The sequence below is a fragment of the Winogradskyella eximia genome (assembly GCF_003386165.1).
Taxonomy (GTDB): Bacteria; Bacteroidota; Bacteroidia; order Flavobacteriales; family Flavobacteriaceae; genus Winogradskyella; species Winogradskyella eximia.
The window spans coordinates 1-18,864 of record NZ_QRDV01000003.1 but is presented as its reverse complement, the minus strand read 5'-3'; the positions used below and the strand labels follow the sequence as shown (position 1 = coordinate 18,864).

The window sequence follows — 18,864 nt, the reverse complement described above, 5'->3', positions numbered from 1 at the left end:
TATGTTTAGTAGAGACCGTTGGGATGAAATATTAGAAGCCTTAAATGCTAACAAATTTAGAACCTTGTTAACAGCATTTGGTGTGTTTTGGGGAATAACCATTTTAGTACTGTTGTTAGCACTAACCAATGGACTAAAGAATGGCGTAACTGCAGATTTTGGTGATTTTGCCACAAACTCTATGTTTATGTGGACGCAAGGTACATCTAAACCATACAAAGGCCTTCCGAAGGGACGTTATTTTAATTATAAAGTGGATGATATTGCGGCTTTAAAATCTGAGATTCCTAATTTAAAATATGTGTCGCCAAGAAATCAATTAGGAGGCTATAATGGTGCCAACAATGTAGTAAGAGGAACAAAAACAGGAGCATTTGAAATTTATGGAGATTATCCAGAATATATTAAACAGCAACCTATGGATATTCTTCAAGGGAGATTTATAAGTTATTCAGATATTGAAGCGAAACGTAAAATTTGTGTCATTGGCACTGGTGTTGTAAAAGGATTATATGATAAAGATGAAGATGTTTTAGGTACATATATTAAAGTTAATGGAGTAAACTTTTTGGTTGTCGGAACCTTTAAAATGAGCAATAGTCAAGGTGATGGAGAGCAAGATGCGAGTACTATTTATATGCCGTTCTCAACATTTGGTCAGGCTTTTAATAGAGGAGATAATGTGGGTTGGATGGCAATTACAGCTATAGATGGTGTGTCTATAACTACATTAAAACAACAGGTTTTCGATTTAATGAAATCGAGGCATAAAGTACATCCAGATGATGATCGTGCTATTGGTCACTTTGATTTGTCAGAACAATTTGAACGTATAAATGGGTTGTTTTCTATACTAACACTAGTAGGTTACTTTGTTGGCGCATTAGTATTAATGTCTGGTATTATTGGTATAAGTAACATTATGCTTATTGTAGTAAAAGAACGTACAAAAGAAATAGGAGTAAGGCGAGCGTTAGGAGCAAGTCCATGGTCTATTAAATCACAAATTTTACAAGAAAGTTTAATACTTACTATACTATCTGGTATGTTAGGGATTTCATTTGCAGCTTTTGTTATTTGGATTATGAATACTATTTTAGATAATGCTGGTCCTGTAGAAAACTTTGCAAATCCGAGTGTAAGCATGCAAGTTGTATTCACGGCTTTAATAATATTAGTAGTGTCAGGAGTATTAGCCGGCTTAATTCCTGCTAATAGTGCTACAAAAATGAAACCTGTAGACGCCTTAAGAATAGACTAAAATAAATGTAATAACAACCATCAATCAAATAATAATCATTTAGTAATGAAAAGAACAAAAACCATCATTTTCTTAATATTAATCGTCGTTGCTTTTGGAGGAGCGTTAATGTACTTATGGAATAAGAACCAAGAAGATCCTATAACTTACACTTCAGAAAGTCCAGAAGAACAAACCATAGTCGTTAAAACTGTAGCAACAGGAAGTATTGTGCCTAAAGAAGAAATTTTAATTAAGCCAAATATTTCTGGTGTCATAGAAGAAATTTTTATCGAAGCTGGCGAATACGTAAAGCAAGGTGATTTAATTGCTCAGATTAGAGTAATACCTAATGTGTCTTCTTTAACAAGTGCTAAAAATAATATTGCATCAAATCAAACAGCACTTCAAACTGCTAAAATTAATTTAGAAACGCAACAAGCAAATTACGATAGACAAAAAGCTTTGTTTGATAAAGGTGTAATTTCTGCTAATGATTTTGAAGGTGTAAAAAATTCATATCTTCAAACAAAGCAAAGTGTAGAGCAGGCAAAAATAAATGTAAACTCTGCTAATCAGAATTATGATATTATAAAAACAGGAACAACTTCTGGTTTAGGCAACATTGCACAAACACAGGTAAGAGCTACAGTTTCAGGGATGGTATTAGATGTGCCAGTAAAAGCAGGAAACCAAGTTATTGAGGCCAATAATTTTAATGAAGGTACGTCAATAGCATCTTTAGCAGATGTAAAACAAATGATTTTTGAGGGAAAAGTTGATGAAAGCGAAGTAGGAAAAATAAAAGAAGGTTTACCTCTTGAAATTACAGTTGGTGCTATTGAAGATAAAAAATTCGATGCCGTATTAGATTATATTGCACCAAAAGGTGTAGCAGAAAATGGAGCTATTCAATTTGAAATAAAAGGGTCGCTTAAAAAAATGGATTCTACATTTATTAGAGCAGGTTTAAGTGCAAATGCTTCAATTATATTAGAAAAAGTTGAAAATGTATTAGCAATTAAGGAGGCTTTAGTTCAGTACGATACTGAAACCAAAAAACCATACGTAGAAGTTGAGGTTGGTGATCAAAAATTTGAAAGAAAAGATGTGGAGTTAGGTATTAGTGATGGTATTTTTGTAGAAGTAAAAAGTGGCATTTCTAAAGACGATAAAATAAAAGTTTGGAATCAAGTACAGGGTGTTCCTAAATATGCACAATAAATTATTACATAATTAATGTAACACTTTAAGTTTTACATAGACAAATAGACATCATGAAAAAATCAATCATCATAGTTTTACTTCTTTGTGGAGTTTTAGCACAAGCACAAAATAAAAAATGGACACTCAAGGAGTGTGTGGTATATGCTTTAGAAAATAATATTTCTGTAAAACAGAGTGAGTTAGATGTAGAGGCTGCAGATATAGATAAACTTACTGCTGTTGGAGGTTTTCTTCCAAGTTTAAGTGCTGGAGCAGGAGTTTCAGAAAACACTGGTCTAAGTTTTAATCCAATAACAAATAATGCAGAAACCACAACTTTCTTATCTGCTAGTGGTAATATTAATATTGGTTACACTTTATTTGACGGTTTAAGAAATATTAGAACGGTTCAACGTGCAGATATATCTAAACTAGCTAGTCAGTATCGTTTAGATAAAATGAAAGATGACATTTCTCTTTTTGTAGCTAATGGTTATTTACAAGTAATTTTAAATAAAGCAAATCTTGAAGTTTTAAAATCTCAAAATCAAGTTACCCAAGAACAAATTGAACGAACAAACCAATTGGTAGACGCAGGTTCATTACCAAGAGGTGATTTGCTTGAGATACAAGCGACAGATGCTAATGAAAAGCAATCAATTGTTAACGCTGAGAATTCAGTTCAAATTTCATTAATTAGTCTTGCGCAGTTATTATTAATTAAAGATTATGCCAATTTTGATATAGAAGATGAGGGTTATGATATTGTTGATGAAGGTATCTCAAGCAAATCTGCTGATGATATAATCACTGGAGCTATGGAAAATAGATCTGAAATCAAAATAGCAGAATCAAATGTAGAATTAGCTGAAAAGGATCTTCAAATAGCAAAAGGAAGTCGTTTTCCGACACTTTCCGCTTTTTTTGGATATAATACTAGATATTCAAACACTAAGTCTTTTATACAAGAAGTTGACCCTAATAACCCATCATCAATTCAGCAAATCGGAACTGTGCAAAATACCGGAGAGGTTGTCGTTGGTGAATTCCCAAATACATTCGCAAGGGAAGTTGGTGCAGATCGATTTATAGATCAATTATCTCAAAACGACGGTATTTCTTATGGTCTTTCTTTAAATATTCCTATTTTTAATGGGTTTTCAACAAGAGGAAATATTCAAAGAAATAAGATTAATTTAGAGCGTTCTAAGTTTCAATTAGAGCAGGCAGAATTAGATTTGGAATCTACGGTTTATCAGGCTTATGTGGATGCAAAAGGTTCTTTAAAATCTTATGAAGCTGCTAAAACAGCATTAGAATCACAACAATTGGCTTATGATTATGCTAAAGAGCGTTATGATGTGGGTTTAACAAATGCATTCGATTTTAGCCAATCTAAACAAAGATTTGATAACGCTAGGATTCAATTGAATCAAGCGAAATACGATTATATTTTTAAGTTGAAGGTTCTCGAGTTATATTTCGGTATACCAGCAACTGAATTAAAGTTTTAATTATGAGCAAAACAGTAAAAATTATCATCTCAATAGGTGTTGTGGTACTATTAATTTTAGTTGCAGGATCTAAAATGGGATGGTTTGGAGAAAAAGGAGACTTTAAAGAAGTTACGGTAAAAGAAGTGACTCTAAAAGATATTATTGAAACGGTTTCTGCTACAGGAAAAATTCAACCAGAAGTTGAGGTTAAAATATCTTCTGAAGTATCTGGTGAAATTCTTGAATTACCTTTTAAAGAGGGTCAAGAAGTGAAAAAAGGAGATTTATTAGTTCGTGTAAATCCTGATTTAATTCAGTCTGCTGTTAATCGTTCGCAAGCTTCTTATCAAAATGTAAGAGCTGGTTTAGAGCAAGCAGAAGCCAATTTAAAACAAGCAAAAGCTGATTATGATAGAAATAAATCACTTTTTAATAAAGGTGTGATTTCTAAAGCAGATTGGGATAGATCTATTGCAACTTACGAGACTGCTGTAGCTGGAAAGAGCTCTGCGTATTATAGTGTGCAAAGTGCAGCGGCAACTGTAAATGAAGCTAAAGACAACTTAAATAGAACTACAATTTATGCGCCAATGAGTGGTACAATTTCACGTTTAAATGTAGAGTTAGGTGAGCGTGTTGTTGGTACGCAGCAAATGGCAGGAACTGAAATTTTAAGAGTAGCCAACTTAAATAATATGGAAGTTGAAATCGATGTTAATGAAAATGACATTGTAAAAGTGAACATAGGTGATTCTACAATTGTTGAAGTAGATGCTTACTTAAAGAAAGAATTTAAAGGAATAGTTACTGAGATTGCTAATTCTGCGGCAGGTGATTTAGCTGCAGATCAGGTGACAAACTTCAAAGTTAAAGTTAGAATTTTAGAGGAATCATATAAAGATTTAACAGAGGGTAAACCATTAACTTTTTCCCCTTTTAGACCAGGAATGACGGCTACTGTAGATGTGATTACAAAAACAAGAAAAGATGCGATTTCTGTACCCATTAGTGCTATTGTTATTAAGACTGATACAAGTTCTACTAAGAAACTATATGGGGAAAATTTAAAAATGGAAGAAGTTGACTCTGATCTAATTGAAGAAAAGTTTGAATGTGTATTTGTAAATGACGGAGGCACGGCAAAATTAAAAGTGGTAAAAACAGGTATTCAAGATGATACTAATATCGAGATAGTTTCAGGGTTAAGTAAAGATGATGAAATTATTACAGGACCTTATAATGTAGTTTCTAAAAACTTAAATCCAGGTGATTTGATTAAAGTTAAAAACAAAAAGCCTGAGAATACTTCAGAAGAAAAAAATCAAGATTAAATAAATTATTGAAGTCTTAATAGCCTTTTGGGCTAAAAACTGATAACTAAATGGCATTAGTGCTAAATATAGAAACAGCAACAACAAATTGTTCAGTCTCTCTATCTAAAGATGGAGAGACTTTAGTTTTAAAAGAAGATAATAGTCTTGGCTATTCGCATGCAGAAACGTTACATCTTTTTATTGATGAGGTTTTTAAAATTTCGAAAATAAATCCATCAGAAATAGATGCTGTCTCAGTAAGTAAAGGACCTGGTTCTTATACAGGTTTGCGTATCGGAGTATCGTCTGCAAAAGGTTTGTGTTTTGCATTGAATAAACCGTTGATTTCTATTTCAACTTTAGAAAGTTTAGCTCATCAAGTAAAACATAAAGATGGATATATAATACCGATGCTAGATGCAAGACGTATGGAAGTGTATTCTGCAGTCTATAATTCAAATCTAGAATTGCATAGAGAGATAAGAGCTGAAATTCTCACGGAGGAAAGCTACAGCGAGCTTTTAGAGCGTAGTAAGGTTTATTTTATAGGTAACGGTGTAGAAAAAACTAAGAGCTTAATCCAGCATCCTAATGCTGTTTTTATAAATGAAAAATTGCCTTCCGCAAATGAAATGTCACTTTTAGCGGAAGCTAAGTATAAAAAAAGCGACACCGAAGATGTCGCTTATTTTGAGCCTTATTATTTAAAGGATTTTGTAGCCTTAAAAAAGAAAGCTTAATTTTCTTTATGTATTTCAACTTGATGCGGATAAGGTATTTCAATACCAGCAGCATCTAATGCTTCTTTTATTTGCTCTGTTACTCCAAAGTATACATCCCAATAATCGTCTGTAGTACACCAAGGTCTAACTACAAAATTAATTGAACTATCCGCAAGTTCAGAAACTGCTATAGTTGGTGCAGGATCTTTTAATATTTTAGGATTAGCCGCTAATACTTTACTAAAAACTTCTTTGGTTTTTTTTATGTCAGAATCATAACCAACACCAAATACTAAGTCAACTCTTCTAGTGCCTTCAGTACTAAAGTTTATAATATTTCCATTAGATAATGCTCCATTAGGAATTATTATTTCTCTATTAGATAAACCCGTTAATTTGGTAGTAAAAATTTCAATCTCTTTTACAACACCTATTTCACCTTGTGCTTCAATTAAATCTCCAATTTTAATAGGTTTAAAGATCATAATTAATACACCACCTGCAAAATTACCTAATGATCCTTGTAGAGCTAAACCAATAGCTAAACCAGCAGCAGCAATTATAGCAGCAAACGATGTTGTTTCAACACCAACGGTACCTAATACAACAATAATTAAAAGAATTTTTAAAGCCCAGCCAATAAGATTTAATAAGAATTTTTTTAGGCTCTCATCATAATTTCCTTTATTCATTGCCTTTTTTACTCCTTTAAGTAGCATTTTAATTATCCAGCTACCTATTATCCATATTAGAATAGCTCCAATAACTTTTGGTCCATATTCAATTAAAAAGTTATAGCCTTCGTTAATCCACTTTTGTGTATCCATAAAAATTTATTTAATTTAAGTTTTAATAAAAAAAACTCGGCTAGTTTTAGACCGAGTTTATGATTTGTATAGAGGTAAAAGCTGTTATTTAACCTCAAAAGTTAATTTTAATGCAACTCTAAATTCAGTGACCTCGTCATCTTTAACAATAGCACTTTGATCTTGTACGTATACAGAACGGATATTTTTCACAGATTTAGAAGCTTCTTTTACTGCTTTCTTTGTTGCGTCTTCCCAGCTTTTGTCTGAGTTAGATAATACTTCGATTACTTTTAATACTGCCATAATATTTAGATTTTTAAGTTTATACCTTTTAGAAACAAAAATTACCAATTGGTCACTTTACCATTTGTGTTTTTAAAAAATGGAAGTATAAATTATTGGTTTTTAATGTAAGAGTTATAGCGTTTCTAGATATTGAAATAGAGTTATTAAATCATCCTCTTGTTTAAAATTAATTTTATTCTTCTTTATAAATACCTCTAAATCTTTTGAGTGTTCAGGGAACAACTTTATAAAATCTTTCCGTTTTTGAGGTAATACTGAAACATGTTCGCCTTGTCTGTAGTAGTAGATATCTTTTGTTCTTCTGTATTCTGCGGGTTTTGCTTTATCATAACCGTTAGTTGATGGTTTTTCTTCATAAAATCTAATTACTTCTTCCTTTAAAACAGCTAGTGAATGGGTTTCATTTAAAACAACAAGAAAGCCTCTTTTTGTAATCCCATTGTTATCTACATAACTATGTGTTTTATATATTTTATCACTTAAGATAAAGGTAACTTCAAAATTTTCAGTATTATTTAGAGCTATAGTATCATTTTCACGCATAATCTGCATTTCACCCAGATTAGCATCGTATCTACCAGTAAAAGATTTATCTCCAAATCTTTTAAATTTTACTACTTGAAATACATCGTTTATATACGGAGAACCTTTAATGTTCTTGTTTTTATCACGATTATGATCTATAGTGCTAATCATTTTATTTAGTTGTTCTTGGGTTTCTCTAATGTTTACATCTTGAAATGCATAGCTTATTTTTGATGTACCCAAACTTATTAAAACTAAAAAGATGCAGTATTTGATATTTAACATATATTATAAATGGTTTAAAAATTTAAAATTATTTAACTTCAGAAAAAAGTATATTTAATTGAGTTTGAAAGCTGGATTTTATAAGGTGCCTATGTGTTTGAATAAACTTATTAGGTCGTCTTCTTTTTTAAGACTTATTTTATTTTTCTTAATAAAAACCTCCAATTTTCTTGAATGCTCAGGAAACAATTTTGTAAATTCTTTTCGTTTTTGAGGTAATACAGAAACATGCTCTCCGATTTTATAGTAATAGGTGTCTTTTACTCTTTTGTACTCAGCAGGCTTTGCTTTATCATAACCATTAGTTGATGGTTTTTCTTCATGGAATTTAATTACTTCTTCTTTTAAAAGAGCTATTGAATCAGTTTCATTTAAAACAACAAGAAAGCCTCTTTTTGAAATTCCATCATTATCTATATAACTTAAGGTTTTATAGGTCTTATTGCTTGAAACAAAGGTTATTTCAAAATTTTCATTGGCATTAAGAGCTATGGTATCATTTTCACGTCTAATCTGCATTTCTCCAAGATTAGCATCGTATCTGCCTGAAAAAACCTTATTACCAAACTTTTTAAACTTTAAAACTTCGAAAGTTTCATTTATGAATGGCGAACCTTTTGCGTTTTTGTTACTATTATGATTATTTTTTATGCTGTATTGCATTACGTCCAAACTAGCTTGTGTGTTTCGCTGATTGTAATCAATTTGTGCATTACAGACATATGGTACACTACAAATGATGAAGAATGTGACCATATAGAATTTTAAAGTGTTCATATTAATTAGTCTTAGAAATATTAAATTAGTCTACTGAAAAGTTAATTTCACTTTATATTCTGTAGTGTCATCAACATTTTAAAATATGACTTTGTTTATTTACATTAACAGATTTTATTTTTTTATAGTATTACAAGTTAATCAATTTATCCATTAATTGCATTAACAGTTATAGAATTATCATTTAGCATTTCTCTTAACATACTTTCAATTCCATTTTTTAAAGTAAATGTAGAGGATGGACAACCGCTACATGCACCTTGTAATAAAACCTCTACTTTTTTAGTGTTTTCATCGTAAGATTTAAATTCAATGTTGCCACCATCACTCTCAACAGCTGGTTTTATATATTCTTCAAGGATATTTATTATATTTTTAGAGATGTCATCTAAAGCTTCAAATTTTTGCTCAACAGCTTCTTCTGTCTTATTCAATTTCTGCGGAGCATCATCGTTAAGTATGGTTTTTCCTTCTTCAATATAAGATTTTATAAATTCCCTAAGTTGAAGTGTTATTTCTTCCCATTCAATAATATCAAACTTACTAATAGAGATAAAATTCTTTTCCATAAATACATTTTTTACAAATGGAAATTGGAATAATGCAGTAGCAAGAGGTGAGGGTTTTGCAGCTTCAATTGATGTAAACTCAAATATACTTGGCACTAATACCTTATTGCATACAAATTTTAAAACACTAGGGTTAGGTGTGCTTTCAGCATAAACCGTAACGGCAGCCTTAGGTTTAATAGCGTCTTCGGTAACTACAACGCCATCATTAGATAAATAGTCTTCAATTTGAGTTGCAACTTCGTTTTGTACATCTTTCCATTCTACGATGTTATAACGTTCAATGGCAATAAAGTTTGAAGCGATGTATACTTTCTTAACAAAAGGTAGGTAGAATAATTGTTGTGCTAAGGGTGAGTGTTTAGCATCATCAATATTATTGAATTCAAAACTGTTGTGGTTTGTTAAAAATCGGTCTGCTTCAAATTTTAATATTGTTTCATTTGAAGTTGGAATTATAGAAATTTTGGTCTGTGCCATCTTTTATTTACAAAAATATGAAATATCATATTGAAGTGATTAGACTTTTAACTAAGTTTTAATTAGATATCATATTTAAAATTAATTACTCTTTTGCTAATTGATCTAGAAATAACTTAAATGACATTTCTGGTGGTATATCTAGTTTCTTTTTTAGTCTGCTTCGAGCTACTTTTACGGTATCTGGAGTGACGTTTAGAATGCTAGCTGTTTCTTTTATTGATAAATTTAATTTTGTCAACAGGCAATATCTTATCTGTGTGTCTGATAGGTTAGGATATCTTTCTATTAATTTTGTAGTCATAGTTGGATATTCTGATTCTATCCGTTTTGTAATAATAGACATGTCTGAAGCAGATCTAATGAGGTCATTTATTTTAGTTTTTGCTTCTTCTAGTTTTGGTATTTTAGGTTGTTTAATAAAATCTAGTTCTTCTTTTATTGTGTTTAATGTTTCTAATCGTTGGGTTACCGCTATTGCAGACGCTTCTAATTGATTCTCCCTAAGGGTTATTTTTTCTTCTAATAATTTTTTTTCATTAGTTTTCAGTACCTCAATAACTTTTTCTCCTTTCCTATATTTTCTATATAGTAGTATGCTACTTAATAATGTAATAATAGTCATTAAGGCTATGCTAATACTAAAAAGATAGAGTTTCTGTTTCTTATTTTTTTCTTCTAACAGCTCAACGTTAAATTGCATTTGCTGACTTTTTTGTTTCTCTTTTAATAATTTTACATTAGACTCAATGTAGTTGGTGACGGCCTTTTTTTCATTAGACCTTATACTATCAATTATGCTGTTCTTTTTTTTGTAGATATCTATAGCATTTGTATACTTTTTATTTTCAGTGTAATATATAGCTAACCGGTCATATACGTCTTTCTTGGTTTCTAGTCCTGAAGAATATTGTATGGCTTCTTTTCTATATGCAATTGCTTTTTTTAAATTCCCTATAGCATGATAGAAGGTGCTTAAATACACAGTATTATTGAAAATAAGTTGATGGTCATTGTTCTCTAAGCAATATTTTCTTACAACTAAAGCCGAGTCAATGGCTTTTTTTGGGTTTCCTAATCTAAAATAATCATTTGTTAATCTGTTTTTAATCCACCAGATTTCGTTAATGTCATTATCTTTTATGGCTAAGTTTAATATTTCTTTATGCAAGGGATAACTTTTCTCAGCCATATCTTTTTGCACATAATTAGCTGAAATATTTTTTAGTAATCTTTTTTTTGTGAAAGAGCCTATGCCTATAGTATCTTTTAAAAGAGGAGTAAGTACTCTAAGTGCTTTATCGTATTGAAATTTTTGATAGTAAATTTCGGCAATTGATATATTATAAGCGATAGATAATTTTGTATCTCCCTTTGGAATTAATGGATAGACTTTAAAATAGCTTTCTAATCCTTGTTCTGGTAAACCGAAAGCATTAGATAATAATTGTCCCTTATTAAGGTAGTATTGTGGGAGTTCTACGAATTTAATTAATAATGAATCACTCTTTGTATTAAATGTTGCCACTTTAGACTCAAACAAATCAGCATAATGTAAAACACTATCTAAATTCGAATTTTTGTTTACACCGTGGTACCACATTAGTGACTTGTATGCAGAAGCAATGCCTTTTGGATATTGCATCTTTATAGATTCTCTTAAGTTTTTATGATGAGCTATATAGGCGTCTTCAGAATGTTTACCATAGTAAAGCTTATTTAGGCTATCTACTTCTCTTAGGTCAATTAAGACTTCATTGTTTTGTGCGTAAAACAGATTATAACATAATAGAAAGACGATCCAGGTAAGTAAGTTTTTTGATTTAGTTAAAGACATATGTGATTGGTTATTTCTCTAAATGCAATTTTAATGTTTTAGATTCAGCTTTTTTTTTGTGCTTTTTCCGTAATTATTATCGTGATAATGTGATAATACTGAGGCTATATAGGTCAATTGTTGTTGATTTTTCGATTTTTGTGTTAAAATATTAATCCCTGACTATTAGTGTTTTAGTTACTTTTTTTTGCGGTGATTACCTTTTGATAACCCTTAAAAAATTGAAATATAAAACATAATGTCCAACTTTAGCTTCATAAGTTTTAAAATATTTAACTCTATTATAGGAGATTAGGTTTTTTAACTATTAAAACACTAACCAATTAATTCCAAAATTTATGAAAAAAATTACTTTACTATTTTTAGTAATGATTGCTTTTTGTTGGCGATCTAATGCACAATTTACTGAGAGCTTTGAAACAGAAATACCTGCAACTTGGACTATTTTAGATCTTGCTAGTACAAATTCGTGGGAGTGGGATGATACACCAGAGGGTGAAGGTGCTCAAGATGGTATAGCTGTTGCAAGGATTGAGTCAGGCTATCCTGAAGCTAACGATGATTATTTAATTACACCTCAAATTACAGTAACTTCTGGTTTAAACGATAGATTAACATTCTATATAAAATCAAGAAGTGGTGCGTTTTTGGAGCCTTATGAGATTTTGTTGTCTACAGCTACAACTGTTGCTGCAGATTTTACTGTAGTTCTGCAAGCAGAAAGCAATGCCCCTTCTGCTTGGACTAAAGTAACTTTAGATTTATCTGCTTATAATGGTCAATCAGTTTATGTTGCCGTTAGGTCAACCTCACAAGATGAATGGGAATTGTTTGTAGATAATTTTATAAACGACACATTTCCGGCATGTATGGAGCCTACGGATTTAACCGTGATAAATACATCTAATATCACGGCAGATTTAACATGGACAGAAAATGGTACGGCAACATCTTGGAATTTGGAAGTTGTTGATATTACTGCAGGTGGATCTGTTACTGGTGCTTCAACTGTTAGTGGTGTTACTAACCCTTATACTTTATCTGGTTTAACATCTAACAATGATTATGAATTTTATGTACAAGCTGATTGTGGCACAGAAGGGCCATCTATTTGGGTAGGTCCAATGTCTTTTAGGACATCTTGTGATGCGTTTACAGCTCCTTACATACAAAATTTTGAGAACGCTGGTGATATTCCAGATTGTTGGACAATGTCTAGCGATTCAGGAGAAGAAGATTGGTTTTTTAACGAATCTGGTCCAAGTCATGTTGGTGATGGTGGAGACCTTTCAGGCAGTACATTATCAAATGGCTATTATGCTGTTTGTGATGCGTCGAGTAACCATGGTCCAAGATATTTAATGAGTCCTTTAGTGGATGTAAGTACATTATCGACACCAGAATTACGTTTTTATGAAATAAGTAATGCTGAGGATTCAGATAATGCACAATTAGATGTAGAAGTTTGGGATGGTGCGGCATGGAATCTTATGGCGACCTATAATACAAATACAGCTGGTTGGGAATTGAAATCTATAGATATAAGTGGTTTAGTATATACAGGACCTGCACAAGCTCGCTTTACTTTTTCTGAACCTAACGGTGGCGGTGATGATGATATTGCTATTGATGATGTCATTTTTGATAACCCTATAGCTTGTATTTTTCCAGCTGATTTAACAGTTGCAAATGTTACGGCTACAACAGCAGATTTAGCATGGACAGAGACTGGTACTGCCGTAGCTTGGAATATTGAAATAGTTAATATAACAGCAAGTGAAACAGTAACAGGTGTCGCAACACTGTCTGAAATTACTAATCCATATACGGTAACCGGTTTGTTACCAAATACTGAGTATGAATATTATGTACAGTCAAATTGTGGTACAACTGATGGTAATTCGTTTTGGGTGGGGCCAGTGGCTTTTCAAACAGATTGTAATCCGCTTACGGCACCATATACAGAAGGTTTTGATAATGGAGGTGCCATACCAGATTGTTGGAGAATATATAGCGATTCAGGAGAAGAAGATTGGATTTTTGAAGCATCAGGATTGAGCCATGTTGGAGATGATGGATTAATTACAGGAAGTACGGCAACTGGTGGTTTCTATGCAGCAGCAGATGCGTCTCAAGATCATGGTCCTAGATATTTGGTGAGTCCTTTTGTAGACGTTACTGCACTCACAACACCAGCATTAAGTTTTTATGAAATAAGTAATTCAGAAGATTCAGAAAATGCACAATTAGATGTGGAAGTTTGGGATGGTGCTGCTTGGAATCTTGTGGGAACATATAACACAAACACAGCGGGATGGGAATTAAAGACTATTGATATTAGTGGTCTAACTTTTACAGGACCAGCACAAGCACGTTTTACATTTTCTGAAGTGATTGAGCCAGGTGATTTTGATGATGATATAGCGATTGATGATGTTACTTTTGATGAGGCTCCTTTATGTATGTCTCCTACAGAGTTATCTGTAACAAATATTACGACTACAACAGCAGATTTAGAATGGGCTGCTAACGGTACTGCTACAACTTGGAATATTGAGATTGTTGATGTTACTGGAGGTGAAACCGTAACAGGAGTAGCTACAATTTCTGGGGTTACAAATCCATATTCATATACAGGCCTAACAGATGATAACCATTACGAATTTTATGTGCAATCCGAATGTGGCGTAAATGGTGTTTCTTCGTGGGTTGGTCCATATACATTTGCAACCGCAATAATTCCTCCGGCTTGTGGAGGTGTATTTGTTGATGGAGGAGGTAGCCATGCTGCTTATTCAGAGTCTGAATTTTCGTCTACAACAATACTTCCTGATTCTGCAGGAGAATCAGTAACAATTACGTTCACACACGTTGATTTAGAAGTTGACACCTTTGGTTCTGGAGACCAAGATGGCTGTTACGATTACTTAACTATTTATAATGGACCAGATAATACATATCCTGTTTTAGCACAAACATTGTGTGGACAAGACAGTGGAAATGGTGATAATACTATAGTAGCAAGTAGTGAACTTCATATTGGAGATTTTTTCACATCTACAGATCCATCAGGAGCCTTAACTATTGAGTTTAGATCAGATGCTGGGTATAACCTAACAGGGTGGGAAGCAACAGTGACTTGTGCTACTTTAAGTATTGATGATTTGGTTAACAAATCTGCATTTACTTATTATCCTAATCCAGTTAAAAATACGTTGTCATTAAATGCTCAAAAAAGTATAGAAACCATAACGGTGTATAATATGTTAGGTCAAGAAATGTTTAGAACAGCTCCTAGCAGTATCTCTAGTGAGTTAGATATGTCTAACTTAAGTATTGGAACTTATTTTGTTAAAGTAACTATTGAAAGTGTTACAAAAACGATACGAGTAATTAAGCAATAAATTTGCTTTAAAATACAAAAGCCACTCAATTTTACTTTGTGGCTTTTGTTGTTTTTTAATGTAGGATTTAACAGGATTTCTGTTTAAAAATCACCTATTTTTTTTCACCGAATAAATAAAAATTGAAATGAATAAGAAAATCTTCAAACTAACCTTTTTAGCTTTCTGTTTGCTTGGGAGTTCAATAGCTTTATCTCAAACAATATCTCCACCTATTGGAGTGTCTTGTCCTTCTAACAACTCTACGTTTGTATTTACAGCAGAATTTGATGATTCTGATGGATGGATCGGAGATATAACAACAAATAATATTGGTGGTAATTGGGAAGTGCCAGGTAACTCAGATAGTAGCTCTACGGGTCCAAATTCAGCCTTTAGCGGTTCTCATTATATGAATTATGAGGCTTCGGGTAATGTTAATCAGCTATCAGCTTCAATTATTAGTCCTGTTATTGATCTTACTACAGCCACAGATGGAGCTGAACTGTCTTTTTATATGCATGCTTATGGTGATAATATGGGGCAGTTAGAAGTTGGAGTTTCTAATTCAATTTCTGGCCCATTTACAAATGTATTTACATGGGCTGGTCAATTACAGACGTCTAGTTCTGAAGCATGGGTGCCAGTAGGTATAAATTTAGATGCTTACCTCGGACAATCTATATATCTTGAATTTAAGAATACGCGAGCAACTTTTAGTAGCAGAGCAGATATGTCTATTGATTTGGTACGTGTAGAAACTTGTGGAACATTTTGTATTTCACCAACGCTATCTCTTAATTATGTAAATTCTAATGATACAAATGCTTTTGCTAGTTTTTCTTGGGTAGCTAATGATAGTGAAACGTCTTGGGAGTATGTTGTGATTCCCTCAGGAACTAGCATTCCAACATCTGGTACATTATCTTCAGTTACAAGTATTGTCGAGAATGGCCTATCGTTTGGTGCTGAGTATGATGTATATGTAAGAGCAAATTGTACAAATGGCAATAGTATTTGGGCAGGCCCTCTTACTTTTACAACACCAATACAAACAGACTTTATTATTGATTGTAGTGTAGGTCCATTGGTTGAGTCTATGTGTTATGGTGATAATGGAGTAGTAAATCCCGAAGTATTTACTTATACAAGTACAGATGGTACGCCTTTAACTTTAACTTTTCAGTCTGGTTATGTTCAAGAAGGATGGGATCCATTAGTTGTTCTTGATACAGATGGTTCTTCTATTGTTGCATATACTGATTATTTTTTTGGTAATGAAGGTGATCTTACAGGTGTTTCTTATACATCTAGTGGTAATAGAATATCATTTTATATTGCTTCAGATGATTTTTTGCCATCGAGTTGTGCTAGTGGTGACTTGCCTATGAAAGATGGTATTAATTATACAGTTTCTTGTGCTACCTGCACAAATTCTGAGTCAACGTTCGCTTTTGTGGATGATTGTGATAATGGTGATCAATACTTGTTGGATGTTAGTGTTACGTCATTAGGTAGTGCAGCTTCATTAACCTTATCTAACAATATAGACTTAAATACAACTAGTATTACTTCCGTTGGGACATATCAAATTGGTCCATTTCCATTTAATATAGACGTTATATATACGTTAAGTAATGATCAAGATTTTAATTGCGTGTTCAATAGTTTGCCTATACAGTTAATGGCTTGTATTCCTGAAAATAATGACTGTTTAAATGCTACAGTTGCAGTTGTAAATACAGATGAGAGTTGTGCTCAATTAACAGCTGGTACGCTTTTATCGGCTACTCCATCTGGTGTTGCTTCATCTTCTTGTTCAGGTGATTCTGATGATGATGTATGGTTTCAGTTCATAGCTTTAGATGATAGCCAAATAATAACATTCGAAAATATAGTTGCCAATGACAATGCGTCTGGTATTAATCATGCTGTTTATGAGGGGAGTTGTGGAAATCTTAACGAATTATATTGCATAGATAGTACTACTAGTATAACACCACAGTTAGTAATTGGTAATACCTATTTTATAAGGGTGTTCTCTGAGGGTTCGGATGATGAAGATGTTACTTTTGATTTATGTATTAAGCCAGGTTTTAATAGTATAGAAGTAAGCGATACTTCACATACCGTTGAAGAATTGATACAAGATATATTGTTTGGAAGTGATTGTGCCAATGTATCAAATATTACATTTACAACAGGTACAAGTTTTAGTGATACTCAGCCAAATGGAATTGGTTATTTTACAATGGACGGAGAAGAGTTTCCTTTTAGTGAAGGGGTTTTAATGACTACTGGACATGCAATAGCAGCAGCTGGTACAAATAGTAATTTAATGAGTGCAGGAGGAAGTGCATGGCCTGGTGATAACGATTTAGATACTAATTTTGGTGTGGATTCTAGAAATGCGACTATAATAGAGTTTGATTTTGTTCCCTATTCACCAAATATAAGCTTTGATTTTTTAATGGCGTCAGAGGAATATACTGGAGCTATTGGTGGTACTGATGAATGTGATTTTTCAGATGCCTTTGCTTTTTTCTTAACAGATTCAAATGATAATACGACGAATCTAGCAGTGATTCCAAATACAAATACTCCAATATTAACAACTAATATTCATCCTGAAAATACATCTTGTTTCGCTATTAACGAAGAGTACTTTGGGGAATATATAACTGAAAATTTACCACCAATGAATTATAATGGTAGAACAGTTGTATTTACGGCGCAATCTCCAGTAAATATTGGTGAGACTTATCATATAAAACTCGTTGTTGCTGATGATAGAGATTCGCAATATGATACTGGTGTTTTTCTTAAAGCCGGTAGTTTCGATATCGGAGAATTGAGTTTAGGAGAAGATATTACTATAGATGCAGGCACGGCAACTTGTTTAAACGAGCCTATAATCCTAAACACTTTTGCGCCTGATTTTCCACATGTTTGGTTTAAAGATGGGTTTGCTATTCCAGGTGAAACGTCATCTACATTAACTGTTACTGAGCCAGATTTTTATGAGGCTCAAGTTATTTTCTCAGGCAATTGTATGATTTTTGATAGCATACTTGTTGAATTTCTAGCTGTTCCAACAGCCAATCCTGCAGTTGATTTATCTGAGTGCTCTACTACAAATCAAGCTGTCTTTAATCTTAATGAGAATGATAGTAATATTTTGGGTGATCAAGATGCTTCTAATTATACAATAACATATCATAGTTCTGAACAGGATGCTTTTGATGATTTAAGTGCGTTGCCAACTACGTACACTAATGTTTCAAGTCCTCAAATTATTTATGCAAGAATAGAAGACAATAATTCAGGTTGTTATGCTACAACATCATTTTTGTTGGTTATTACTCAGCCATCTCACACAGCAGAAAGTGTGGATTTAATAGGTTGCGATTTTGATGACGATGGTGTGGCAAGTTTTGATTTAGCGAGTCATGATATTGCTATTCTTAATGGTCAAGATGCGTCGCTATTTAATGTATATTATTATGCTTCTGAGGCAGATGCAATGGCTGATTCAGGTGCTTTGCCAAATTCTTATGATAGTTCAGGGGAGACTTTATTTGTAAGGGTTGAGTCTGTTGATTATGCAAATTGCTATGTAATCAACAATTTTAATTTGATTATTGGTAATGAGCCTTTTACTAGTTTTTCTTCAGATTCTAATTATGAGGTATGTCCTAATGCTTCAAGTCCAATAATAATCGAAGCAATTCCAGAAAATTATGCTACATCTGAAGTGTATATTACTTGGTATCGTGACGGAGGTATTATAGAGGGAGAAAATAGTTTGAGTTTAACTGTTTTAGAGGCTGGTTTGTATGAGGTTGAGGTTGAGTTTAATGACACAGGATGCATTGGTGTTGGTCAGCAATTAGTTTCTGAGTCTGCTAGTTGTGTC

13 protein-coding genes are annotated in these 18,864 nt (G+C 32.6%); 7 read left to right on the top strand and 6 right to left on the bottom strand.

Annotated features, from left to right (window positions below):
- Position 1: 1 nt before the first annotated feature.
- Genes DFQ10_RS08270 through tsaB form a run of 5 tightly spaced genes read left to right on the top strand, consistent with a single transcriptional unit; the run spans position 2 to position 5,995 of the window.
- Entirely contained in the window at positions 2 to 1,261 is a 1,260-nt protein-coding gene (locus tag DFQ10_RS08270; RefSeq protein WP_115816948.1) for an ABC transporter permease, read from the top strand.
- Between the two features lie 45 nt (positions 1,262 to 1,306).
- Positions 1,307 to 2,464 carry an efflux RND transporter periplasmic adaptor subunit gene (locus tag DFQ10_RS08265; protein WP_115816947.1) on the top strand — a complete coding sequence of 386 codons (1,158 nt, stop codon included), beginning with the start codon at positions 1,307 to 1,309 and terminating at the stop codon, positions 2,462 to 2,464.
- 53 nt (positions 2,465 to 2,517) lie between these two features.
- On the top strand, positions 2,518 to 3,960 hold the full coding sequence (locus tag DFQ10_RS08260; protein ID WP_115816946.1) for a TolC family protein: 1,443 nt from the start codon (positions 2,518 to 2,520) through the stop codon (positions 3,958 to 3,960).
- A gap of 2 nt (positions 3,961 to 3,962) precedes the next feature.
- Positions 3,963 to 5,273 (top strand): efflux RND transporter periplasmic adaptor subunit, encoded by a 1,311-nt coding sequence (locus tag DFQ10_RS08255; protein WP_115816945.1) that lies wholly within the window; start codon positions 3,963 to 3,965, stop codon positions 5,271 to 5,273.
- 50 nt (positions 5,274 to 5,323) lie between these two features.
- A complete protein-coding gene (gene tsaB / locus DFQ10_RS08250) occupies positions 5,324 to 5,995 on the top strand; it encodes a tRNA (adenosine(37)-N6)-threonylcarbamoyltransferase complex dimerization subunit type 1 TsaB (protein WP_115816944.1) in 672 nt (223 codons plus the stop codon).
- On the opposite strand, the gene DFQ10_RS08245 is transcribed toward tsaB, so the two are convergent.
- From DFQ10_RS08245 to DFQ10_RS08220, 6 genes are all read right to left on the bottom strand, one after another.
- Positions 5,992 to 6,804, bottom strand: coding sequence for a mechanosensitive ion channel family protein (locus DFQ10_RS08245; RefSeq protein WP_115816943.1), 813 nt, complete (start codon positions 6,802 to 6,804; stop codon positions 5,992 to 5,994). The two genes, tsaB and DFQ10_RS08245, sit on opposite strands and share 4 nt — an antisense overlap.
- An 84-nt stretch (positions 6,805 to 6,888) precedes the next feature.
- Positions 6,889 to 7,089, bottom strand: coding sequence for a dodecin family protein (locus DFQ10_RS08240; protein WP_115816942.1), 201 nt, complete (start codon positions 7,087 to 7,089; stop codon positions 6,889 to 6,891).
- Between the two features lie 114 nt (positions 7,090 to 7,203).
- Positions 7,204 to 7,902, bottom strand: a complete 699-nt coding sequence (locus tag DFQ10_RS08235; RefSeq protein WP_115816941.1) for a hypothetical protein — start codon at positions 7,900 to 7,902, stop codon at positions 7,204 to 7,206.
- A 78-nt stretch (positions 7,903 to 7,980) separates the two neighbouring features.
- Positions 7,981 to 8,679, bottom strand: coding sequence for a hypothetical protein (locus DFQ10_RS08230; RefSeq protein WP_115816940.1), 699 nt, complete (start codon positions 8,677 to 8,679; stop codon positions 7,981 to 7,983).
- 146 nt (positions 8,680 to 8,825) lie between these two features.
- On the bottom strand, positions 8,826 to 9,728 hold the full coding sequence (locus DFQ10_RS08225; protein ID WP_115816939.1) for a NifU family protein: 903 nt from the start codon (positions 9,726 to 9,728) through the stop codon (positions 8,826 to 8,828).
- An 85-nt stretch (positions 9,729 to 9,813) separates the two neighbouring features.
- On the bottom strand, positions 9,814 to 11,565 hold the full coding sequence (locus DFQ10_RS08220) for a tetratricopeptide repeat protein (protein WP_115816938.1): 1,752 nt from the start codon (positions 11,563 to 11,565) through the stop codon (positions 9,814 to 9,816).
- A gap of 338 nt (positions 11,566 to 11,903) precedes the next feature.
- Between DFQ10_RS08220 and DFQ10_RS08215 the strand changes: the two genes are divergently transcribed.
- Positions 11,904 to 14,969, top strand: coding sequence for a T9SS-dependent choice-of-anchor J family protein (locus tag DFQ10_RS08215; RefSeq protein WP_115816937.1), 3,066 nt, complete (start codon positions 11,904 to 11,906; stop codon positions 14,967 to 14,969).
- A 127-nt stretch (positions 14,970 to 15,096) separates the two neighbouring features.
- On the top strand, positions 15,097 to 18,864 hold a 3,768-nt coding region (locus DFQ10_RS08210; RefSeq protein ID WP_181897607.1), incomplete at its 3' end, for a choice-of-anchor L domain-containing protein.